Genomic DNA, 22,007 nt, shown 5'->3' with positions numbered 1-22,007 from the left:
TCTTTTTGAATAGCCGGAGAAAGCGTCAGCAGAATTTATAGCCAGAAAACCGTCGCCTTATCTCCCTAAACACCTAGTCAACTCCGTGGTTTATGGTAGACACTCTTTGCCAGATGTAATGAACACCTTTAACCAATCAGAGACTGCCGGATCGCTCGGCCCGACAACGGCTGAAGATTACCGTACGCTTCTGGAGTCAGTTGCCCAGGCATTTTGGGAAACCGATGCCCAGGGTAAAGTTGTTACGGACTCACCAAGCGGGCGGGCGTATACGGGTCAAAGTTTGCAGGAATGGCTGGCTGGAGGCTGGGTGGCCGCCATCCATCCCGACGACCGACCCGATGCGTTGCGGCAATGGCAGCAGGCTGTTGCTCAGCACGTACCGATAACTACCGAGCTTCGTTTACAAGGACCCGACGGCGGCTGGCGCTGGACGAACATGCGGGCCGCCCCGATTCTGAATTCCGACGGCTCCGTGAAGAAGTGGCTGGGAATCAACCTTGACATTAGTGATAAAAAGCGGACCGAAGCCAGTGTTCAGGCCCGGTTGGAAGAGGAAACAGCACAACGGCAGTTTCTCCAGGCCACCCTCGACAGCGTACCGGCGATCATCCAGGTCTTTGAAGCCGTCCGGGATGAGCAAAACCATATCATTGACTTCACCTGGGTGCTGAACAACCGGAAAGCGATTGAACAAAATGGCGACGTTATCGGTAAACGTCTGTTGCAACACCATCCGGATGTGCTCCAAACCGGCTTATTTGAAAGCTTTGTTCAGGTTACCGAAACCGGCTTACCAATGGAGCAGGAGCAATTCTATGACCAGGAACAATTTAATGCCTGGTTCCACCAGTCCCTAGTAAAAATGGGGGATGGTTTTGTGATGAATACGCAGGAAATCACCGCCCGCAAACAAGCCGAGCAGGAGGTATTCCGGTTAAAAGATGAAACAGCCCAACGGGCCGAAGAAGCCATTCGGGAAAGCGAAGAACGCTATCGTACCCTGTTGCAGAACCTGCCTGATTATGCCATCTACCGCCTTGACCCCAGCGGCTTCATCACCGAATGGACCGAAGGAGCCCAGCGCATGAAGGGCTACACCACCCAGGAGGCTATCGGACGGTATGCCTCTCTATGCTATACACCGGAAGAACTGGCCGCTGGCGAACTTGAAAAACAACTGGAGGAGGCTACCCAAACCGGTCGTGCCGAACGGGAGTCGATCCGGATACGGAAAAATGGAGAGTATTTCTGGGTCAACGAAATTACCACGGCAATCCGCGACACCCACGGGCAGTTGACGGGCTTTACCAAAATCAGCCGCGACATCAGCAAGCGTAAACGAGGGCAGCAACTGCGTCGGCAATTGGAAGAACGCACACGTCTGGCTGTCGAGGCCGCCCAGATGGCTACCTGGGAGTGGCATCTGCCCACCGATAAAGTGTACTGGAACGAGCAACACTTTCATCTGATGGGCCTGCCAGTGAAAACCGGACCGCAGAAGTCCGATACCTTCCTGAGCCATATCCATCCGGATGACCGGCCCTGGGTAACCCGTGAACTGACCCAGGCCATTGACGAGCAAAACTTATTTGATGCTGAATTTCGGCTAGTGCGGGCCGATGCGGTAACCCGATGGATGAATGGCTACGGACGAGTAACGCGGGAAAGAGCCGGCCAACCAACCCAAATGAGTGGGGTTATGTTTGACATTACCGACCGCAAGCTGGCCGAAGAAAAGCTCAGAAAATCAGAAGAGCGGTTGCAACGGGCCATGTCGATCAGCACCGTAGGGGTTATCTACTTTGATTTAGCGGGAAGCATACACGGTGCCAATGAAGCCTTCCAACGCATGAGCGGCTATTCGCTTCAGGCGTTGGTCAATGACCCGCTGCGCTGGAATGAACTGACACCCCCGGAGTTTATGGACGTCACACTGAATGCCCGGGAGGAATACCGTACGAAAGGAGAAAACACCCCGTATGAGAAGCAATCTATTCGTCCGGATGGCAGCCGCTGGTGGGGGCTGTTTGCGGGAAGGCGGCTGAGCGAAGACGAATACGTAGAATTTGTCGTGGACATCACCGAAAGCAAACAGACTCAGCAGGCGCTTAAAGAGGCCGACCAGCGTAAGGACGAGTTTCTGGCCATGTTAGCCCACGAACTGCGCAATCCGATGGCGACTCTTCACAATGGCCTGCATATCCTGACATTAACCGCAGCAGAGGATGACATAACGCGGTCCACGTTAGCCATGATGACGCGACAAACCGACCACCTGGTGCGACTGGTGGACGATCTGCTCGATGTAAGCCGCATCAGTAGGGGTAAGATCGAATTGCGCAACGAACGGGTGAATCTGGTAGAACTGGTAAGCCACGCAGCAGAAGCTATCGATTCGCTCTATCAGGAACGTAACCGCAGGTTATATCTTCAGTTACCGCCCTCCCCCATTTATCTGAACGGCGATCCCGCCCGGCTCACCCAGGTAGTAACCAATCTGTTAAGCAACGGCGTCCGCTACACCAAGGAGCAGGGTCAGGTCTGGCTGACCCTGGAACTGCGCGATGGGGCGTCTCCCGGCGGACCGACATTCGGCCCGGAAGCCGTCCTGCGGGTGCGGGACAACGGTATTGGCCTGGCTCCGGACCAGCTCACCGCGATCTTCGAGTTGTTTGTGCAGGTCGATAACTCACTGGCCCGTTCACAGGGTGGTTTAGGATTGGGGCTGACACTGGTCAGGCGGCTGGCCGAAATGCATGACGGACGGGTTGAGGTCCAAAGCGAGGGGTTGGGCAAAGGCTGTACATTTACCGTCTACCTGCCAACGTTGCGCCGGAATTACTGACTACCTTGCCCGATACGTCCCAAAGCCGGTATTCAGGTGATGCAGAACCAGTGCCTGATGATAGAACACGGCAATGGACAGGCTGTCGCTGGATTGTCGAGGTTTTATCTCATAGCAGGAACCGGTGCAGAAACGACGGCGTTTACGGGTAAATACATCTCCGAACAAAAGCATGAAATTCATTCTTTTCTTAAGTACGCTGCTCATTGCCCAACTTAGCCTGGCCCAAACCATGTCGCCCGATTCCTTTGCGCGCCAGCTTACCCAGAGTCCGCAAGGTCAGTTGATTGATGTCCGCACCGCCCAGGAGTTTGCCGGAGGGCACCTGGATAAGGCCATCAACCTGGATTTCAAACGGGCTGATTTTGAACAGGCCGCCAAAAAACTAGACCCTGGCAAACCGGTTTTTGTATATTGCCTTTCGGGCGTAAGAAGCCGGGCGGCCGCTGAAAAATTACGGGAATGGGGTTACGGTCCCGTCTATGAACTCGGAGGTGGTTACCTTAAATGGTCGGCGCGGATGATGCCCGTTGTGGGTGTACAGCGCTCCTCGGCCCCCGCCCAGTGGAACGCCCAGCGACTTGATAGTCTGGTACGGTCCCAGTCGCTGGTGCTGGTTGATGTGTATGCCCCCTGGTGTGCGCCCTGCCAGAAAATGGCGCCGATCATCGACAAGTTATCGACAGAATGGGCAGGCAAAGCCGTGATTGTCAAACTCAACGCCGATCAGGAAAAAAAGATGCTGGCCCAGTACCGCGTGGAGGAACTGCCGACAGTGCTGCTATTCCGGAACGGTACGCTGGTCGATCGTAAAATTGGCTTTCAAGATGAAGCAGCTCTCCGGTCGCTGGTTACCCCGGAAAAATAGCCCCCTCGGAAGGGGATAAAGAACGGTAAAAACGGCTGCTGGCGCGTCGAGTTGACGGTGTTTAAACCGTAGCCACCTAACGGTTTTTAGCAAATACCCAATTTAACACACTCATTATAAGCGCATTAAACCAGAAAAAAAATGAACTGCACGAGCAAGAAACGTGTTAGGTAATTGTATGCGTTCCTTCCAACCAACCCCCATTTTCTACACCCCCGATGCGCTGAATGAGCGTGGGCGGCAGGTGTTGCAGACGTATCCTGAAGCCGTTCAGCAGCCAGTTGGTCAGCACAACCGGTTGCCGCAACTGGATGCCAATCTGTATAAAATCAAATCGGATGTACTCGTGCTGGGCCGACTCAAGACACTGATTTGCCGGGAGAGCGGTCGGAGTGCTGATTTTGTGTCGCCGAGTCTGGCCAATGGCTGCTTTGGCGCCTGCGCCTACTGCTACGTTGACCGCAACAAACCCGTCAATCCGATTACGCTATTCACCAACACGGAAGAAATTCTGGGCGCGGTAGACAAGCACGTTTACAAGCAACCCTGGCCGAAGGTACCCAATCAAACGCATGAGTTTTACTATACGTACGATATTGGCTGTAATTCCGACATTTCGGTAGACGCTTCCCTGACCGACGGCGTCGAAACGGCCGTTGCATTCTTTCGCGATCATCCGCGCGCTCTGGGCACTTTTGCCACCAAGTTTGTCAATCCGCAGTTGCTTTCGTATGATCCTCAGGGTAAAACGCGCATCCGGTTCAGTCTGATGCCGACCCGGATTAGTAAACTGGTGGATGTGCGCACCGATTCGATCGAATCCCGACTGGCGGCTATCAATGATTTCTACGAGGCCGGTTATCAGGTCCATGTCAATTTTTCGCCGGTTATTTTTTACGAAGGCTGGCTCGACGACTACCGCGAACTCTTCGAGCGGCTGAACGAAGTCGTACATCCCGCCGTGAAAGCCCAGATGCAGAGCGAAGTTATTTTCCTGACCCACCACGAAGGAATGCATCAGGTAAACCTGTCGCTCAACCCGAAAGCCGAGCAACTGCTCTGGTCGCCCGATCAGCAGGAGTACAAGCGGAGTCAGTGGGGCGGCATCAACATCCGTTACCGGTATGAGCTGAAGGGACAAATGATTGCGGCCTTCAAACACCTGTACCAGCAGGTGATTCCGTGGTGCGACATCCGGTATATCTTCTGACGGCTATACCTGATCGTAGCGACGCCTGAATGTACCGCTCACGACGCTATCGGGACCGGGGCGACGGCCCCGTGGTTTGTCTGATAAAAGCCGTACCACGAAAGCGTCCTGACTTATTTTCTAAACACTTTTTTCACCCCAAAAGCGGGCGGGTTTATCCCCTGAAAATGAGCGGGAGGAGACGGGAATTGTGTGCAGTGGCGGCTGCAACGTCGATAATTTTTCGGGCATTATGTGCTTAATTGATCTGATTAGGGGCAAAAAGGTCGTATAATTGTAAGTATGTCCTGCATTTGGCTATCCATACCGCTGCTTCGGCAGGAATCCATTAAATAGACAACCATTCTCCGTTATGGCTCATTTACCACATCTGATTGTCGATCTCGCCATCATTTTGGGTGCTGCAGCCATTACTACGCTTCTTTTTAAATGGCTCAAACAACCGCTCGTGCTGGGCTACATCCTGGCGGGCGTTCTGGTAGGCCCCAAGTTTTCGTTATTCCCGACGATTTCCGACCCTAATACCATCCGCATCTGGGCCGACATTGGCGTTATTGTGCTTCTGTTTAGTCTGGGGCTTGAATTTAACATAAAAAAACTAGTTAAAATCGGCGGCACGGCGGCCATGACGGGCGTCTACGAGATTTTGGCCATGATTTTTCTCGGTTACCTGACCGGCCTGTGTCTGGGATGGTCGACGATGGACAGCATTTTTCTGGGCGGTATTGTCAGCATTTCATCTACGACCATTATCATCCGCGCGTTTGAGGAACTGGGCGTCAAAACCCAGAAATTTGCGGGCAACGTGTTTGGCATTCTGGTTATTGAAGACATTGTTGCGGTTTTACTGCTTGTACTGCTTTCCACGCTGGCCATCAGCAAGCAGTTTTTCAGCCCCGACATGCTGTTTGCCATCATGCGGCTGGCGTTCTTTCTGGTCATCTGGTTTTTAGCCGGTATTTTTCTGGTGCCGTCCATTCTGCGCAGCAGCCGAAAATTCATCACCGACGAAACCCTGCTGATTATTGCCCTGGCGCTGTGTCTGCTGATGGTCGTGATTGCGACCAGTGTGGGCTTTTCCCCGGCGCTGGGGGCGTTTATCATGGGGTCTATTCTTGCCGGAACCCCTTACGCCGAACGCATCGAACACCTGCTGACCTCGATCAAGGACCTGTTTGGGGCCGTTTTTTTCGTTTCCGTTGGGATGCTCATCGAACCGGCCAAGCTGGTTGAGTTCGGCGGTCCCATTGCCTTGATTACGCTCGTGGTGATTGTCGGAAAAGCCGTGAACGTAACCCTGGGTGCGCTGGTGGTTGGACAGCCGTTGAAGCAGTCGCTCCAGACCGGGATGAGTCTGGCGCAGATCGGTGAATTTTCGTTTATTATTGCCACCCTGGGTCTGAACCTGAAGGTGACCAGCGACTTTCTGTATGCGATTGCCGTAGCGGTTTCGGCCCTGACTGCTTTTACGACGCCCTACATGATCCGGGCATCCGGACCGCTCTACAACTGGCTGGACCGCAAACTGAGCCCCCGAACCAAGATGTTCCTGAGCAGCTACAGCTCCGGGGCACAAACCATTGGCAGCGTGAGCGACTGGTACCAATTGCTGCGGGAACACATCCAGATTATGATTGTCAATACCGTTGTCATTCTCGGTATCATTCTGATGACCTCCCGTCTGCTGCTTCCGCTGTTGCACGAACAACTGACGGGCGCTTCGTGGGCCGAACCGCTGGCTGGTTTTCTGTCGTTTGTGCTGATGGCTCCTTTCCTCTGGGCGCTGGCGCTCAAACGCATCAACCAACCGGTTTACACCCGACTCTGGACCGAACGACGCTCCTATCGGGGGCCGCTGGTTACGCTGGCCGTGACGCGCGGACTCATTGGGCTAGGACTCGTTCTGCTGTTGCTACAACAGTTTTTCCCGGTCAGCATTATCCTGTTTTTTATTGTCGTAGCGGTCGGAATCTGGCTCGTGTTTGGCAAACGGCTCCCGCTGATTTATCATCTGATCGAAAAACGCTTTCTGCTCAACCTGAATGCCCGTCAGATTCACCAGGAAGCCCGAATGGGCCGGAATCTGCTGCCCTGGGATGCCCACCTCTCCTACTTCGAGGTAACGGCCGAATCGCCGGGTGTGGGCTTTACACTGGCGGAACTGGCCCTGCGGGAAAAATACGGCGTCAACGTCATTTCAATCGCCCGGGGTAGCCTTACCGTACTGGTGCCGAGCGCCAGCGAGCGCTTTTATCCGGGCGACAAAATTGCCGTTATCGGTACCGATCAGCAACTGGAGCAATTCAACAAACTGATTGAACCCGCCCCTGCGAGCCACCTACGGGTAACGCCCGCACAGGAAATTTCTTTGCAAAAAATTGCCGTTGATGAATCGTTTCCGTTTGCGGGCATGACCATCCGCGAATCCCGCGTCCGCGAAAAAACCCAGGGGCTCATTGTCGGTATCGAACGCAAGGGAACCCGTATTTTAAATCCCGATTCAACGACCTTTTTCCACCCCGGCGATGTTATCTGGCTGGCCGGGAATACCAAGCTGATTAAAGAGTTTCAGCGCGAGAATCGTTTGCGGAACGTCCAATAACGCCCATTACTCTTCCTGGCTAACACCGTTCCAGACCGGTGCCTCTACCTCTCATTTTAGCCTATGAAACTACTTTACAGCTACTTACGCCATTATTGGCCCCTGCTCATGCTGGCCCTGTTACTGGCTGCCATCAACCAGATTTTCTCGATGCTCGACCCGTATATTTTCCGGAAGATCATCGATCAATACGTCGTCAAACCGGGTTCAGCCATTCAGAAACTGGATTTTGTGAGCTTCCTGAGCGATGGTGCCGGTATTCTTATTTTGCAGGCGCTGGGCGTCGCCATGGTCAGCCGCATTGCCAAGAATTTCCAGGATTACTACGTAAACGTCATTACGCAACGCCTTGGAGCCCGGCTTTATTCCGACGGCCTGCGGCACTCGCTGGACCTGCCCTATCAGGTGTTTGAAGACCAGCGCTCGGGCGAAACGCTGGGAAAACTCCAGAAGGTGCGGACGGATGTCGAGAAGCTCATTCAGTCGTTTGTCAATGTCCTGTTTACGTCGGTAATTGGCATTATCTTCGTCATGTGGTACGCCAGCACGGTATACTGGCCCATCGCGCCCGCTTATTTTCTGACCATCCCGCTCCTGGGTTTTGTCAGCTCCCTGCTGAGTAAAAAGATTAAGGTCGTACAGAAAAACATTGTGGCCGAAACCACGGCCCTGGCGGGTTCAACCACCGAAAGTTTACGCAACATTGAACTTGTAAAAAGCCTCGGTCTGGCCCAGCAGGAAACCGAACGGCTAAACGCGACCACCGAAAAGATTCTGCGGCTGGAATTGAAAAAGGTCCGCTACGTTCGATCGCTGTCGTTTGTGCAGGGAACGTTTGTTAACCTGCTGCGCAACGCCATTATGCTGATGATGCTGTTTCTGGTGGTGCAGCAACGGATTACCGTGGGCGAGTTTTTCTCCCTCTTTATTTACTCCTTCGCCATTTTCGGCCCGTTGCAGGAACTGGGCAACATCATCAACATTTACCGCGAGACGGAAGCATCGCTGGCCAATTTCCAGCAGATTCTTGATACACCCCGCGACGTAAAACCGGCGCATCCCCAACCCGTCAGAAAAATCCAGACGCTGGGGTTCGAAGATGTGCGGTTCAAGCACCTGTCGGCGGATAAACCGGCCCTCGACGGCATTTCGTTCGATGTTAAACTCGGCGAAACCATCGCCTTTGTAGGACCGTCCGGTTCCGGGAAAACGACGCTCGTCAAGCTGCTCGTGGGATTATATCCGCCACTGGCGGGCCGGATTCTGTACAACGGAATTCCCAGTACGGAGGTGGATCTGGACGAACTCCGCGAACAAATCGGTTTTGTGACGCAGGATACCCAACTGTTTGCCGGGACCATTCGCGAAAACCTGCGGTTTGTAGCGCCCAACGCCACCGATGCCGAATGCCTTATGGCGCTCCGCCAGGCTGCGGCTGATTCGCTCCTGAGCCGGGCTCCGCAGGGACTCGATACGGTGATTGGCGAAGGTGGCGTTAAAGTTTCCGGGGGCGAAAAACAGCGGTTGAGCATCGCCCGCGCCCTGCTGCGCCGTCCGACGCTGCTGGTGTTCGACGAGGCAACCTCAGCTCTCGACTCGCTGACGGAGGAGGAAATCGGCAAAACCGTCCGCCAGCTTTCGGGATCGCGGCAGCACATTACCATTCTGATTGCCCACCGGCTAAGCACGGTTTTGCACGCCGACCGGATTTTCGTCCTGGAAAAAGGTCACGTTGCCGAACAGGGTCACCATGCTGAATTGCTGGTGCAGAAAGGGCTGTATTACGCCATGTGGCGGCAACAAATCGGCGAACGGAAAGAAGTAGCCACAGCGTAATGCATTGCTATCCTGCGTTTACTCCCCGTTAACTTCCAGAGCCTGCCTTTTGCTGATGGTATTCAAAAGCATATAGCCCAGGACGCCAGCCAGGGTTGACGCGGTTAGAATGGCGAATTTTGCCTTTGCCGCAACCTCTGGCTGGGCGGGGAAAGACAGCAGGGCGATAAAAATCGACATCGTGAAGCCAATGCCACCCAGAATGCCCAAACCAATCAGGTGACGCCAGCGGGCACCCGCCGGTAAGACACACCAGCCAGCTTTGACCGAAAGCCAGGAGAACAGGGAGATGCCCAGCGGTTTGCCAACGACCAATCCCAACAGGATGCCCAGACCCAGAGTAGTAGTTAGTCCTTCCAGCATCCCCGATTCAAACCGGATATTTGTGTTCACCAGCGCAAACAACGGCATAATGATGAAATTGACGGGTTTAATCAGTGCGTGCTCCACTTTTTCGAGCGTAGATGGTGTATCATCCTCTGTGGTTGGCAGCGTAAACGCGGTTAACACCCCGGCGATGGTGGCATGAATTCCGGAGTGGTGGATAAAATACCAGATAAACAGGCCAGGAATCAGGTAAAACACCGGATGGGTGACGCCCCGCCAATTCATAAGCAGCAAACCAGCGAAAATTGCAGCCGCGTAGGCCAGATATGTAACGTGTAAATCAGTCGAGTAAAAGACCGCGATGACCACAATGGCCGCCAAATCATCCACAATGGCCAGAGCGGCCAGAAAGATTTTCAGCGATGCCGGAACGCGTTTTCCGAGCAAGGTCACAACGGCCAGCGCAAACGCAATGTCCGTCGCCATCGGAATGCCCCAGCCTCCCGCCGTTTCAGTGCCCTGATTGAAAGCATAGTAGATAGAAGCCGGTACCAATACGCCCCCCAAAGCCGCAAAAATTGGCAAAGCCGCTTTTTTAAGGGACGACAATTCTCCTTCGATCAGCTCCCGTTTAATTTCCAGTCCTACCATCAGGAAGAATATGGCCATCAATCCGTCATTAATCCAGATCAGAACGGAATAGCGCAGGTGCAGATTTTCACTCGCATACCCAATTTCAGTTGACAGAAGCTGTTCAAAAGGCGTTCCTGACGACGAATTAGCAATGAACAATGAGACAAAAACGCACAAAATCAGGATGATACCACCAACGGAACCAGACTGTACAAAATTCTGAAATAATCTATAAAGCGTACCTTTCATAGGATGAGCTGACTAGTGAGAATACAATAATAGGCAATATCCCCTGTTCCCTTTCGATCTATTTTTACTTTTTCTCCTTGCTTTTTTTAATTCCTTTTTAATCTTTGTAACCAGTTATACCGAAACTATGCCGCAACTTACTCCCCCCTGATGACAACTCTACGCTGACAGTCCTACTGGTCAGCCTGTCATTTCGGCGTTCTCCGAGCGCCGGGGAGATTCCTTATTATTCCCTGATTATCAAACCGTAATAGCTAACTATTACTGGGTCTGTTACACCCTTCCTGCTCGCTCGGGAAGCGGCTACTCGTTTGTTTTACCCTTCTAACACTACAATGCCCATGAGCACAATGCTGAAAAAGAACGTACAGGAGTTTAACCGAAATGTCCATGAGAACGGCGGTTTTCTGTACACAACCAATGCCCAATTCTCTTCTTACGTTGCCAACAAACGTATTTCGGACGAAATCTTTAAGTTCATCAAACCGCATTATAAAACGCTGGTTGATATCGGTTGTGGAGACGGTATGTATACCAACAACATTAAAGAGAACTTTCCGCATCTGGACGTGTACGGTTTTGACCCCGCCCAGTCAGCCATTGAAATAGCCCGCAACAAGTATCCCCGGGTTAGTTTCGACACCATCAATTTGCTGGACGATAACCTGCCCGTACCGCAACAAAAATACGATGTAGCCGTCATTCGGGGCGTTCTGCACCACTTATCTGACCAGCAAAAGGCCATTACCAATGCGTTCCGGCTGGCTGATCACCTGATTATTATGGAACCCAACGGCAATAATCCCCTTCTGAAGCTGATCGAAAAAACCTCGAAGTACCATATTGAGCACGAAGAACAATCGTTCTTTGCGTGGCAACTGAAGCGGTGGATCAGGAATGCGGGCGGTGAAGTCAAGGACTGGAGCTACGTCGGTTATGTGCCGTTCTTTTTTCCTACCCTGCCCGCCAAAGTTATCTACTTTTTCCAGCCCTTCCTGGAGAAAATACCGGTTCTTAAGCACGTTTTTTCCGCCCAGTTTATCATTGCCTGTTCGAAGAAAAAGTAAGCGCGTACGTTTGCCAGCCTAATCCTTTCCAACCCACTACCGGATTGTTCCGCCCCCGCAGGCGCGGAACAATCCATAATTCACGTTAATTTTGCATCCGGTAACGCATTTCGAGCCTGGCCGGAAGAGGTTTGCCCCAACAGGAACCGGTTTTTCAAAAGCCACCGCCGGAATAAAAACCAAACAGCCTCGTTATCAGTAACGTGATCTAAACACCATTTAAATGACCAGTACGCCATCCGGACACGCTGCTTCGGCCAATCCGACCTCCAAGAAACCGTTTAATCACCTGAAACAACTGGATGGGATTCGCTGTATTGCCGTTACGCTGGTCCTGATCAGCCACTGGATGGCCGGGCATACGACACTGCCCATTGGCTCACTGGGCGAACTGGGTGTCACGATTTTCTTCGTACTCAGCGGCTTTCTGATTATTCGGATTCTGTTGTCGGGGAAAGACCAGCTGGAGCAATCGCCGGAAAAAACGCCGGGGAGTTACTTTAAAAATTTCTACATCCGCCGGGCCATCCGGATTCTGCCCGTTTACTACGTTACCGTGCTGGTACTGGCCCTGATCGGTGAGCCGGGTATCCGCCAAACGCTGCCCTGGCTGCTGTTGCACGGCACCAATTACTACGTTATTCTGAACAATACCTGGATTGGAACGGCCGATCACCTCTGGTCGCTGGCGGTTGAGCAGCAGGTGTATTTATTTCTTCCGTTGCTGATTTTCTTCGTACCCCAACGGTTTATTCCGCTCACGGCCGGGATCATGATTGTCGGGAGTGTGGCCCTGCGGTTTATATTTTACCTGATGGATTTGCCCTGGGCCGTCCAGTACATTTTCACGCTGACCTGCATGGACCCCTTCGGATTTGGGGGCGTGCTGGCTTACGGGTACCTCTACCGCCGAAGCTGGTTTGAACAGTTTTTCCGGGGACGCTGGTGGCTACCGCTGAGTATTCTGTCTTTTTTTGCGGTTGTATTCCTGTATGAATTCTTGCCGAAGGTCAATCACGTCAACGTCATGAATTACATTTGGGAACGGTTTGCGGCCTCGCTGCTGGGCTTTTTCCTGATTGGCCGGGGCATTCTGGGTTTCAACGGCTGGATGAAGTGGCTGCTGGAAAACCGTGTCAGCCAGCATATCGGGCTGGTCAGCTACGGTATTTACCTGTTCCACAATTTTATTTATAACTACTACCACACGCCCCCCACGCATTTTACGCTGCGGCTCTGGAATCACCTGACCAACTACGTTCCCCTGCTGAATGCACATTACAGCTTCCAGCTTCTGTATTTTGCGGGCCTGACGATTGGCCTGGCAACGCTTTCCTGGTACCTGCTCGAAAAGCCCATTAATTCGCTGAAGGTGTCGTTTTCCTGAAGCCGGTTACCGCAAGGATCAGGTGTGGTCAATCATTCGTTTCATGACGACCGCCGAAGCCGGGCATAGGCCGCCAAACTGCGGTGTCTGCCGGATCGCTATTGGTACCGTCTGCCGGTCTACGGGCTGAAAACCGTGTCGCGCAAAATACCGATCGGCTGTAGTCGTGATCAAATACAGCTCTTTTACTCCGGCACGTTTCGCCCTTTCCAGCAACTGCTCCACCAATCGCGCGGCTATCTGCCGGCCCTGATGGTCAGCATCAACCGCTACGGAGCGGAGCAGCGCCACCGGGCCAAACCGTTCCAGCCCGGCGACGCCCACGTAACCGTCCGGCGCTTTTGCCAGCATAAAATCCGCCAAATCCGTCGGCAAATCATCGGTCAGCAGGTCCGCCTTTTGCAGCAGGGCTACAATCGTTTCCCGGTCTTCCGGGCGGGCGTTTTCAATGGCTATATCCATTTGTTTACACTAACTTCTGGTCAACAAACTGTCGGCAAAACGCCTTAATCTGATCCCGTACCAGCCGGAAGGATTCGGGCGAATCCGGGTCCGGAAAGCTCTCGTGAATGCGCTGGACACTCGCCGGATAGACCGGACATTGTTCACGGGCGTTATCACAAACCGTAATGACGTAGTCGAACCGCAGGTATGCATACTCGTCCACATGATTAGAGGTGTGGCCGGAAATAGCAATGCCGTCTTCGGCCATCACCTGAACGGCCAGCGGATTGACGCCCTTCGGGTTTGTTCCGGCGCTGTAGACCTCGGCCCGTTCTTGGGCAAAATGCTGCAAATATCCCTGCGCCATCTGCGAGCGGGCGGAATTACCTGTGCAGAGTACCAGAATTGTTTTCATCAATACAAGTCCTTTTGTTTAACAACATCCAGTACCGGGCTGACAAGCCGACACCTGAGGCCGATTTTCGACGGTTTTCACCGGGGCCACTCCACAGCTTTCGCCCCGATCCTCGGCTTTGCACTGCGTAACATCCGGCGTCAGTCTAACCGTAAACGTATCGTCATCGGCGGTGAATGCACTGGGATAGAGTTGGCGGGCGTCGAACTGCGTATTACCATACTCCAGCTTTACCGTCGCCAACGGGTTGAGCGGCAAGACGCTTTCCACCCGGTTAATGATGGATAAGGCTTTGCTAACTTTCATCGACCGGTCGGCTTCTTTAACGGCTGGCTCCCAAAGCTGCACGATGATTTCGGTCCAGCTATTCATTTTTCCGCCACAGTCGACAGACACAATCGGCGCCTGTTTGATTTCGGTAATGTGAAACGAAGGATCGACAAATTGCCCGGCGGCATACTCGATTTGCAGATGCTTATCCGGATGTTGGTCCAGGCTGTTCTTGAATGCCTGCCAGGTCAGGGTGTTTGTGGTGTTCATCTTATCGGATTATTGTAATATTACGATTGATTAATGTAAAAAAAATAGACGACTCAGCAACAGGTCGTTTTTTCGGTCATCAGCGCATTCAGCAACGAACCGAATACCTGCCGGGCCTCCTCCCAGACGGTTTCATTGATGCAATAGCACACCCGGGGCGGATCAATCTCGCCTTTGATAATACCGATGCGCTTCAGTTCTTTCAGGTGCTGCGAAACCGTCGGCTGCGCCAGCGGCAGTTCGTCCACCAGATCACCGCAAACACAGGCTTTTTTGGCAATCAACAATTGCAGAATGGCCACCCGTGCGGGATGGGCAAAGGCCTTTGCCAAATCCGCGATGCGGTTTTGCTGCTCGGAAAATATTTCGGTTTTGGTTGCGCCCACGCAGCAAAGATAACAACGACTCCCTTTATCGCAATATTACGATAGGTTATTTTTTTAAACGGTAATTTCTATCGGAACGATTTACGGCATTTGAACCGGAATTGGCTTCTCGAAATCGGATTGCATTTTCGCCGGTAACTGGAAAACATGGCCCTTCTGGTTGCAGAAATACAGGTACGAAGCCGATGGCTGCCGGGCGTTGCCGTCGGCCCAAAAAGCATAGAAGTCGGGATGGCCCGCCACCGGACGACGCGGATACGACTGATTGCGCGCCGGATTGCGGGTTATATTCTTTACGGTTTTCCAGCTTTTGCCCCGGTTACGGCTTTCGAGCAACACCAGATCGCCCCCGGTTCCGTAGGGTTGTGGTCCCGCTCCCACCGAGCCAATAATCCGCCAGCGATTCCCTTCGACATACAGCGATCCCATATCATAATTATGGTCCGATTGGGTAACGGGCCAGATTTGCCACGCGGTGCCGGTCCAGTGTGCAACGTTCCATTCATACGGTCCGTTCGTCGGGCCGGGTTCGGGGCCTTTGCTGGTGACGTACAGAATGATAGGACGTCCCGACGGGTCGTAATTAACATCGCTGATGTACACATTCAGTCCCAGGCTTTTGTAGTCTTTTACCAGCGCCGGATTCGTGATTTCCGTCAGCGGCAACTGAACCGGTTTGCCGTCGGCGGTCTGCCAGGTCTGGCCAACATCGCGGGTTTCCACGTAATACAGGTTGGTGCGGTAATCGAGTCCGGCCCCGACTTTGGTGTTGGGGTGGTAGTTAAAGGCGCTACCTACTTTATCTCGCCATTGCCCGCTGCTCTGGTAGTGGCCCTCTTCGATGGTACCGATGTCCTGCCAGGCCGACCACGAAATACCGTCCGGACTCGTAATGGCTGACGTGGTTCGGCGGGGTTTATTAGTGCCATACACCAGAACACCCCGGTCGTAGTGGGTCATCAGACCCAGAAAGCCGCGTCCGTTCTGGTAATAAATCTGTAAGTACGAAAAATTGTCGAACGGAATTCGCTGCCCTTTCTCGTCGAGTCGCGTGGCTTCAATTTTCTCGAACGCGTCAATGTTATACGGCTGGCGGCTCCGGTGGATGAACGACGGTCGTTCGGTGCCGTGGGATGTCGAGAAAATCCAGACGTACCCCTGCGCATCCAGTTGAATTACCGGGTTGTCGTGAGCGTCGTTGGTTTGTTTGTTCAGGAGCAGCGTCGGTTTTGAAACCAGCCCGGTTTTATGGTCAAATACCCCAACCATATGGCACAGTTCCCGCGAGGTCGAGTCGGTGACGCCCCCGTAGCAGAAGAACGTCTTGTCAACTGCTGGCGAATACACCGAAAACGGGTAGTGGTTGGCCGGATAGGTTCCTAATCCGCCACTGTATTTATAGGCGTATTCGTTTTTGGTCGGGCCAATGAAGTACCAGATACCCCGATACCCATCGGCTTTTATGACATTCTGGCTGCGGGTTTCCGGCGCAAAAACCGTAACGATAAGCCAGCCAATCCAGCTTAGAATAATTTTCTGTTTCATAGATAGCTCTAAAACGGGTAGCCGGACTAGCCAACTTCAACTTTTGCAGGAAACAATTGGAGGGACGTAAAAAGAATGTACATTTGCCCGTCACTCTACTGCACTCTACTGTATACCGATGAAAGTAAAAGTAGAAACTTTTCTACCGATTTACAATGGTTTGACAGGCAAATCAGGTCATTATGGATAAGCTTACGCCCGATTTACAGCCCCAGGCGGTCAGTGGGCAACCCAAATACCAGCAGTTAATCGAATCCGTCCTGACGGCCATCGAACACGGCACACTGGCGCACGGTCAGCAGCTCCCGTCCATCAGCGAACTCGCCGGTACCCAGAAGGTTGCGAAGGTGACGGTTGCCAAAGCCTACGAAGAGCTGCGGCAAAGGGGAATCATCCGTTCGCACCACGGCAAAGGTTTTTACGTCACCAGTACCGACGTGCGGGCGCCCCTGAATGTGCTGGTCATCTTCGACACCCTGAACGCCTACAAGGAAACGCTTTATGACGCCCTGAAAGCCGCCTTACCGCCCGATACCGCCCTGAGCATTTTCTTTCACCATTACAATCCGCAGGTTTTCGAAAACCTGATCCGGAATGGCGTCGGGCATTACAACGCCTATGTCATTATGCCGCACTTCGACGAGGATGTTTCCGCGATTGTGGACGTGCTGCCGAAGGATAAACTGCTGCTCATCGACCAGGCCCTGCCACAACTGGAGGGTTCATATGCGGCTGTTTATCAGGATTTTGAGCACGACATTTATCAAGCCCTGATGACCGCTCTGCCAACCCTCCGAAAGTACAGAAAACTGACGATGGTACAGTCCAGAGCGCGGTTTCAGTACATACCGTCGGGTACGCTGGCTGGTTTTAAACGGTTTGGCGAAACGGCCGGTATGGAATGTACGGTGGTCGACGATTATTCCGACGACCTCGTTCAGCCGGGCGAAGCCTATCTGCTGTTTGCCGACCGCGACCTGATTCAGTTTATTAAGTATGTCCACCGAATGAACTGGCGGCTGGGCAGGGAGGTGGGCCTGATTTCGTACGACGACACACCGATGAAGGAGATTCTGGCGGGAGGTATTACGGTTATTTCGACGGATTTTGCCCGCATGGGACAAACCGCCGGGCAACTGCTGGCCAAGCGGAGCCGGGTTCAGCTTGCCAACCCCGGCGGGTTGATTCTACGCCGGTCGCTGTAAACCGCTGCGGCAGTAGGCACACCGTCTAAACTTAAAAATTCCGATTTTCCACGAAATACCGTCTTCCAAGCCGTTTTTTGCAATTATCTGCCTATTTTTAGAGCCTCACCCAGGCAGAACCAAATTGCTATGAAACGCAGGGAAATCTTGAAAGGCCTGACGGCTTTACCGCTGGCCGGGGCCGTACCCGCAGCCGCTTCGTCTACGACAACCACCCCTAAAGCGGTCGCCCGCGAGCGGGATATTTTCAAGGAACTGGGCGTACGGACGTTCATCAATGCCGCCGGTACGCTCACCTACATGTCGGGTTGCCTGATGCGCGACGAAGTAGTGGACATCATCAACAGCACCTCAAAGCATTTCTGCATGATCGATGAGGTGCAGGACAAGGTTGGCGAACGGATTGCGCAACTGGTTCACTCTGAAGCCGCGATGGTGACCTGCGGGGCATTTTCGGCCATGACGCTGGGGCTGGCGGGTATCCTGACTGGCGAAGATGTGCGGAAAGTGGAGCAACTGCCTCACCTGGAAGGCACCGGCATGAAATCGGAAGTGATCTGCCAGAAAAGTCATAACGAGCGCTACAATCACGCCTTTCTGAATACGGGCTGCAAGATCGTCGAGGTGGAAACTATCGAAGATGTGGAGAAGGCCATCAACGAAAAAACCGCCCTGCTGCATTTTCTGAATATTACCGCCAACCACGGTCAGATCAAACACGAAGAATGGGTGGCCCTGGGCAAAAAACACAATATTCCGACTTCCATTGACATTGCCGCCGACGTGCCGCCCGTTTCCAACCTCTGGAAATTCAACGACATGGGCTTTGATCTGGTGTTTATTTCGGGCGGGAAAGCCATCCGGGGGCCACAAAGTGCCGGTATTCTGATGGGCCGCAAGAACATCATTGCCGCTGCCCGGCTGAACGCGCCCCCCCGCGGCTATACCGTTGCGCGCGGTCACAAGGTGAACAAGGAGGAAATTCTCGGTATGTATATCGCGCTGGAAAAATACATCGCCACCGATCACGACAAGGAGTGGAAAGAATGGGAAACCAGGATTGCTCACATTCAGAATGCCGTGAAGGATTTGCCCGGCATTACCACCAAGATAACCATTCCGGAGCTGGGGAATGTTACGCCCACGCTGAGCATTAACTGGGACGACACGGTAGTGAAGTTGACGGGCCGGGAAATGCGCGACCGGCTTCGGAACGGCAATCCGTCCATCGAAGCCGGTTTTTCGGGGCTTCCTCTCTACCATTATCAGGCTGGTTCGGATTCGATTGACCCCGCGGTGGCCGAAACACTGAAGGGGGCCAATACCGTTCGCGTAACGGCCTGGATGCTGCAACCTGGTGAAGAAAAAATGGTGGCCCGCCGAATTCGGGAAGAACTCCTGACCGCATCCGCCAGTAAAAGTTAAGCAGCAACCGCCGACGGCCTTCGGTGGGTTGCACTCGTTTTCAGGCTGGTCAGATCATCCCTGATACCGTTCCAGCATCGCCCGCAGCGATTCTTTCATGGCCTTGACCAGACTTTCCGGCTGCACCACTTTCAGGTGTTCACCATAACTGCGCAGGTGCATCATCAGGTCGCGGTTCGGAGCCAGCCGAAGTTTCACGACGCATTCGGTATCGTCGTCGCGCAGCACCACCTGCGTCTGGTGAATCGGTTTGGCTTTGACGTAGCGACCAAACAGGGGCGTAAACGACAGAATAATATCCTCAACCGGATCGCTGGTGTCCGTAATGCCGTAAATGTGCTCGAAGAACTCCGACACATACGCCAGAACCGAATCCGGTACGGCACAGGGTTCGTCCAGAATTTCCAGGTCGCTCATGCGGTCGAGGGCGTAGGTTTTTTCCCGGCCGCTGGCTTCATCATACCCGATCACATACCAGCTATCCGACACTTCCCGCAGCAGAATAGGGTGAAGCTTCCGAGTGCGCTCCGCGGATGCGACGGTTTCGTTCACCGCCCCGTCGTGTTTGTGGTAATGAAAAGAAACCTGTCGGTTTTGGTTGACAGCCCGAATCAGCACCGGCACGTACTGGCGGTTGCCGCCCAGAATTTTCTCTTCGACATACACCACCTTGCGGCCCGGCGCCAGGGTATTGCCGTCTTCGTGCCGTACTTCCCGCACAATATCCAGACTCTGCCGCACTTTTTGCAGCGCGTTGGTCAACTCGGCCACCACCGGCGCGCCCTGCGTAGCGGCCAGTACCTCGCGGGCATAATCGAGGGCTTCCATGTCGTCGGGGGTGAGCATGAGCCGGAGCAACCGGAATTGCGGATCGGTGTAGTAATAGCCGTTGGCCCGTTTGTCATAGGCAATAGGCGCATCGTGGTCTTCGCGCAGCCGCTGAATGTCTTTCTCCAGCGACGAAATGGACCGGATGCCGCAATGCTCGCGGAGCAGTTCAAAAAGCCGTTGTTTGGAATACCGGCGGGGATGGCGGCTGATCACTTCGTCGATCAGGCGATACCGTTGAAAGGCAGAGCGGGTTATGGGCATAGGGCAACGAATTAAGCGCGGTAAAAGAAGCGATTTTTTTTGCAGAAAAATAGAAGACCGTAAAAAGATTACGGTGTGGGCGGGGCAACTTTGTCCTGTTCGATTCCTCAACCGAACCGTAAACAACAACACGATGAACGCACTATTCTCCTCTCCGCAAACCGCCGTTACCCCCGGTCGCCGGTCGGTTCGGCTCTCCGCCCGCCAGCTTCTGGACGTTGAACTGGGCCTGTTTCTAATCTCACAGCTACGGCCTGACGCATCCCCCAACGCCCTGCCTGACCTGCTCAGCCAGGTCAACCCCGGCTGGACCACCCGCCAGCATAAACTCCGAAATCGCGGACTGGCACTGTTGGCGCACCTGACGCAGTATAGCCGCTGGCACCACCTGCTGGAAAGCTACATGGCGGCCCCCGTCGAGCTTCAGGCGTATGACATCAGCCGCGACCGCAGCCGGTTTGGCCCAAAAACCGTCGGATTTTCCCGCAACCGGTTGACCGTTCTGCGGAAAGTGCTGAGCTGATCGCCCTCCTGTTTGTTTCTATCCCTCCTTTACTAAATTTTCCAGATTGCTATGCTTTCGAATCTGATTCAGCAGGTCGCCCAACTTGTTGCGCCAGCAACTGCGCCCAAAACCGCCCCCTTTCCGACTAATCCCCCCACTCCCATTCTTGATTCATCGGCCAAACCGGTTGATGTTCCAACTCCAAAGCTGCGTACCGTAAAACTGATTATGGTAACCGCCGAAAACAACAACAAATACTATGAAATGCACGAACAACCGGATGGTACGTTTACGGTCCATTATGGACGGGTAGGCGGCTCAAAAAGTGTTGCCACCTACCCGATGGCGCAATGGGACCGGAAAATTCGGGAAAAAGTAACGAAAGGCTATGTCGATCAGACGCACATGTACGTCGAGGGACCCGCCGTTACCGATGCCAGCACCATTGCCAATCCCGAAGTGCGCGGCCTAATGAGCCGGTTGATGGAACTCGCCAACCAGTCGATTTTCCAGAATTACGTTGTAACGGCCCAGCAGGTTACACACAAACAGGTTGAAACGGCCCAGCAACTGCTCAACGATCTGACGACGCTGGTGGGACTGAACGCCGACGTAACCGCTTACAACCAGACGCTGCTCGAGCTGTTTAAAGTGATTCCCCGGAAAATGGGCAAAGTCGGCCAGCATTTGCTAGCCCAAACGCCCCAAACCGCCGACGACCTGCAAAAGCTGCACGATCAACTGGCTTCCGAACAGGACACGCTGGACGTTATGCGCGGGCAGGTTGAGTTGCGTCAGTCGCAGGAAAGTCCTGACCAAACGCCCGCTTCGCTGCTTGAGATGATGAACCTGACGGTAGAGCCCGTCACCGACAAGCGGGTGCTTACGCTCATCAAACGGATGATGGGTTCAGACGCCGATAAGTTCGACGCGGCTTTCAGCGTCAGCCAGGCCCACACGCAGGCGGCTTTTGAAGCCCACGTCGGCAGTAGCTCCACTCCCAAAACACAGTTGCTCTGGCACGGCAGCCGCAGCGAAAACTGGTTATCGATTCTCAAAACCGGGTTGGTGCTGCGCCCGACGAACGCCGTCATCACCGGAAAAATGTTTGGCTACGGCATTTACTTCGCCGATCAATTCAGCAAATCCCTCAATTACACGTCTCTACACGGGTCAGTCTGGGCCAACGGAAAGCAGAGAGAAGGATACCTGGGCATCTACGAAGTTCATGTCGGCAAACAGATGAAAGTAACCCGGCACGAGCCTCAGCACATGAACCTGGACCAGGAAGCTCTGAAGCGGATCAATCCCCGGTACGATTCGGTGTTTGCGCAACGGGGTGAGAGCCTGCTCAAAAACGAATTCATTGTGTACAATCAGGCCCAATGTACGGTTCGGTATATGGTCAGAATCAAACTATAAG

Annotated in this window: 18 protein-coding genes; 11 read left to right on the top strand and 7 right to left on the bottom strand. The window is 53.5% G+C overall.

Annotated features, from left to right (window positions below; all coding sequences use genetic code 11):
* The first annotated feature begins 118 nt into the window (after positions 1-118).
* From LX87_RS04310 to LX87_RS04290, 5 genes are all read left to right on the top strand, one after another.
* Complete coding sequence (locus LX87_RS04310) at positions 119-2,848, top strand: PAS domain-containing sensor histidine kinase (RefSeq protein ID WP_111626915.1); 2,730 nt, start codon at positions 119-121, stop codon at positions 2,846-2,848.
* A gap of 172 nt (positions 2,849-3,020) precedes the next feature.
* Complete coding sequence (trxA, locus tag LX87_RS04305) at positions 3,021-3,716, top strand: thioredoxin (protein WP_111626914.1); 696 nt, start codon at positions 3,021-3,023, stop codon at positions 3,714-3,716.
* Between the two features lie 178 nt (positions 3,717-3,894).
* Complete coding sequence (locus tag LX87_RS04300) at positions 3,895-4,926, top strand: spore photoproduct lyase family protein (protein ID WP_111626913.1); 1,032 nt, start codon at positions 3,895-3,897, stop codon at positions 4,924-4,926.
* A gap of 352 nt (positions 4,927-5,278) precedes the next feature.
* Positions 5,279-7,528, top strand: coding sequence for a monovalent cation:proton antiporter family protein (locus tag LX87_RS04295; RefSeq protein WP_111626912.1), 2,250 nt, complete (start codon positions 5,279-5,281; stop codon positions 7,526-7,528).
* A gap of 63 nt (positions 7,529-7,591) precedes the next feature.
* Positions 7,592-9,364: an ABC transporter ATP-binding protein gene (locus LX87_RS04290; RefSeq protein ID WP_111626911.1), complete on the top strand. Its 1,773-nt coding sequence runs from the start codon at positions 7,592-7,594 to the stop codon at positions 9,362-9,364.
* Positions 9,365-9,382: 18 nt separating this feature from the next.
* Here LX87_RS04290 and nhaA read toward each other — a convergent pair whose 3' ends face one another.
* Complete coding sequence (gene nhaA / locus LX87_RS04285; RefSeq protein ID WP_111626910.1) at positions 9,383-10,573, bottom strand: Na+/H+ antiporter NhaA; 1,191 nt, start codon at positions 10,571-10,573, stop codon at positions 9,383-9,385.
* A gap of 341 nt (positions 10,574-10,914) precedes the next feature.
* Between nhaA and LX87_RS04280 the strand changes: the two genes are divergently transcribed.
* Together LX87_RS04280 and LX87_RS04275 are read left to right on the top strand one after the other, a co-directional pair.
* Entirely contained in the window at positions 10,915-11,640 is a 726-nt protein-coding gene (locus tag LX87_RS04280; RefSeq protein ID WP_111626909.1) for a class I SAM-dependent methyltransferase, read from the top strand.
* Between the two features lie 223 nt (positions 11,641-11,863).
* The gene (locus tag LX87_RS04275; protein ID WP_111626908.1) at positions 11,864-13,027 is read left to right on the top strand and encodes an acyltransferase family protein; all 1,164 of its coding nucleotides are present in this window, start codon (positions 11,864-11,866) and stop codon (positions 13,025-13,027) included.
* An 18-nt stretch (positions 13,028-13,045) separates the two neighbouring features.
* Here the strand turns inward: LX87_RS04275 and arsN2 are convergent, their stop codons facing one another.
* The 5 genes from arsN2 to LX87_RS04250 all read right to left on the bottom strand — a co-directional run bounded on the left by arsN2 (position 13,046) and on the right by LX87_RS04250 (position 16,357).
* On the bottom strand, positions 13,046-13,489 hold the full coding sequence (gene arsN2 / locus LX87_RS04270; protein ID WP_111626907.1) for an arsenic resistance N-acetyltransferase ArsN2: 444 nt from the start codon (positions 13,487-13,489) through the stop codon (positions 13,046-13,048).
* A 4-nt stretch (positions 13,490-13,493) separates the two neighbouring features.
* On the bottom strand, positions 13,494-13,886 hold the full coding sequence (locus LX87_RS04265; protein ID WP_111626906.1) for an arsenate reductase ArsC: 393 nt from the start codon (positions 13,884-13,886) through the stop codon (positions 13,494-13,496).
* A gap of 18 nt (positions 13,887-13,904) precedes the next feature.
* The gene (locus tag LX87_RS04260) at positions 13,905-14,426 is read right to left on the bottom strand and encodes a DUF6428 family protein (RefSeq protein WP_211325269.1); all 522 of its coding nucleotides are present in this window, start codon (positions 14,424-14,426) and stop codon (positions 13,905-13,907) included.
* Between the two features lie 53 nt (positions 14,427-14,479).
* A complete protein-coding gene (locus LX87_RS04255) occupies positions 14,480-14,812 on the bottom strand; it encodes an ArsR/SmtB family transcription factor (RefSeq protein ID WP_111626905.1) in 333 nt (110 codons plus the stop codon).
* 81 nt (positions 14,813-14,893) lie between these two features.
* Positions 14,894-16,357, bottom strand: a complete 1,464-nt coding sequence (locus tag LX87_RS04250; protein WP_111626904.1) for a BNR-4 repeat-containing protein — start codon at positions 16,355-16,357, stop codon at positions 14,894-14,896.
* Positions 16,358-16,539: 182 nt separating this feature from the next.
* On the opposite strand from LX87_RS04250, the gene LX87_RS04245 reads away from it, so the two are divergent.
* Positions 16,540-17,562, top strand: coding sequence for a GntR family transcriptional regulator (locus LX87_RS04245; RefSeq protein WP_111626903.1), 1,023 nt, complete (start codon positions 16,540-16,542; stop codon positions 17,560-17,562).
* 129 nt (positions 17,563-17,691) lie between these two features.
* Positions 17,692-18,987 carry an aminotransferase class V-fold PLP-dependent enzyme gene (locus LX87_RS04240; protein ID WP_111626902.1) on the top strand — a complete coding sequence of 432 codons (1,296 nt, stop codon included), beginning with the start codon at positions 17,692-17,694 and terminating at the stop codon, positions 18,985-18,987.
* 54 nt (positions 18,988-19,041) lie between these two features.
* Here the strand turns inward: LX87_RS04240 and LX87_RS04235 are convergent, their stop codons facing one another.
* Positions 19,042-20,079 (bottom strand): helix-turn-helix transcriptional regulator, encoded by a 1,038-nt coding sequence (locus LX87_RS04235; RefSeq protein WP_111626901.1) that lies wholly within the window; start codon positions 20,077-20,079, stop codon positions 19,042-19,044.
* A 133-nt stretch (positions 20,080-20,212) separates the two neighbouring features.
* Here LX87_RS04235 and LX87_RS04230 point away from each other — a divergent pair, with 133 nt between their 5' ends.
* Together LX87_RS04230 and LX87_RS04225 are read left to right on the top strand one after the other, a co-directional pair.
* The gene (locus tag LX87_RS04230; RefSeq protein WP_111626900.1) at positions 20,213-20,602 is read left to right on the top strand and encodes a pPIWI_RE_Z domain-containing protein; all 390 of its coding nucleotides are present in this window, start codon (positions 20,213-20,215) and stop codon (positions 20,600-20,602) included.
* A 51-nt stretch (positions 20,603-20,653) separates the two neighbouring features.
* Positions 20,654-22,006, top strand: coding sequence for an ADP-ribose polymerase (locus tag LX87_RS04225; protein WP_111626899.1), 1,353 nt, complete (start codon positions 20,654-20,656; stop codon positions 22,004-22,006).
* Position 22,007: the final 1 nt, after the last annotated feature.

It is taken from the genome of Larkinella arboricola (genome assembly GCF_003259745.1).
Classification (GTDB): Bacteria; Bacteroidota; Bacteroidia; order Cytophagales; family Spirosomataceae; genus Larkinella; species Larkinella arboricola.
Note: the sequence above shows the minus strand (reverse complement) of the source record. Positions and strands in the feature narration are given on the sequence as shown.

Excerpts from the sequence above, each read along its gene's own strand:
- LX87_RS04310 (WP_111626915.1), top strand. The coding sequence starts at position 119 with ATGAACACCTTTAACCAATCAGAGACTGCCGGATCGCTCGGCCCGACA.
- trxA (WP_111626914.1), top strand. The coding sequence starts at position 3,021 with ATGAAATTCATTCTTTTCTTAAGTACGCTGCTCATTGCCCAACTTAGC.
- LX87_RS04300 (WP_111626913.1), top strand. The coding sequence starts at position 3,895 with ATGCGTTCCTTCCAACCAACCCCCATTTTCTACACCCCCGATGCGCTG.
- LX87_RS04295 (WP_111626912.1), top strand. The coding sequence starts at position 5,279 with ATGGCTCATTTACCACATCTGATTGTCGATCTCGCCATCATTTTGGGT.
- LX87_RS04290 (WP_111626911.1), top strand. The coding sequence starts at position 7,592 with ATGAAACTACTTTACAGCTACTTACGCCATTATTGGCCCCTGCTCATG.
- nhaA (WP_111626910.1), bottom strand. The coding sequence starts at position 10,573 with ATGAAAGGTACGCTTTATAGATTATTTCAGAATTTTGTACAGTCTGGT.
- LX87_RS04280 (WP_111626909.1), top strand. The coding sequence starts at position 10,915 with ATGAGCACAATGCTGAAAAAGAACGTACAGGAGTTTAACCGAAATGTC.
- LX87_RS04275 (WP_111626908.1), top strand. The coding sequence starts at position 11,864 with ATGACCAGTACGCCATCCGGACACGCTGCTTCGGCCAATCCGACCTCC.
- arsN2 (WP_111626907.1), bottom strand. The coding sequence starts at position 13,489 with ATGGATATAGCCATTGAAAACGCCCGCCCGGAAGACCGGGAAACGATT.
- LX87_RS04265 (WP_111626906.1), bottom strand. The coding sequence starts at position 13,886 with ATGAAAACAATTCTGGTACTCTGCACAGGTAATTCCGCCCGCTCGCAG.
- LX87_RS04260 (WP_211325269.1), bottom strand. The coding sequence starts at position 14,426 with ATGAACACCACAAACACCCTGACCTGGCAGGCATTCAAGAACAGCCTG.
- LX87_RS04250 (WP_111626904.1), bottom strand. The coding sequence starts at position 16,357 with ATGAAACAGAAAATTATTCTAAGCTGGATTGGCTGGCTTATCGTTACG.
- LX87_RS04245 (WP_111626903.1), top strand. The coding sequence starts at position 16,540 with ATGGATAAGCTTACGCCCGATTTACAGCCCCAGGCGGTCAGTGGGCAA.
- LX87_RS04240 (WP_111626902.1), top strand. The coding sequence starts at position 17,692 with ATGAAACGCAGGGAAATCTTGAAAGGCCTGACGGCTTTACCGCTGGCC.
- LX87_RS04235 (WP_111626901.1), bottom strand. The coding sequence starts at position 20,079 with ATGCCCATAACCCGCTCTGCCTTTCAACGGTATCGCCTGATCGACGAA.
- LX87_RS04230 (WP_111626900.1), top strand. The coding sequence starts at position 20,213 with ATGAACGCACTATTCTCCTCTCCGCAAACCGCCGTTACCCCCGGTCGC.
- LX87_RS04225 (WP_111626899.1), top strand. The coding sequence starts at position 20,654 with ATGCTTTCGAATCTGATTCAGCAGGTCGCCCAACTTGTTGCGCCAGCA.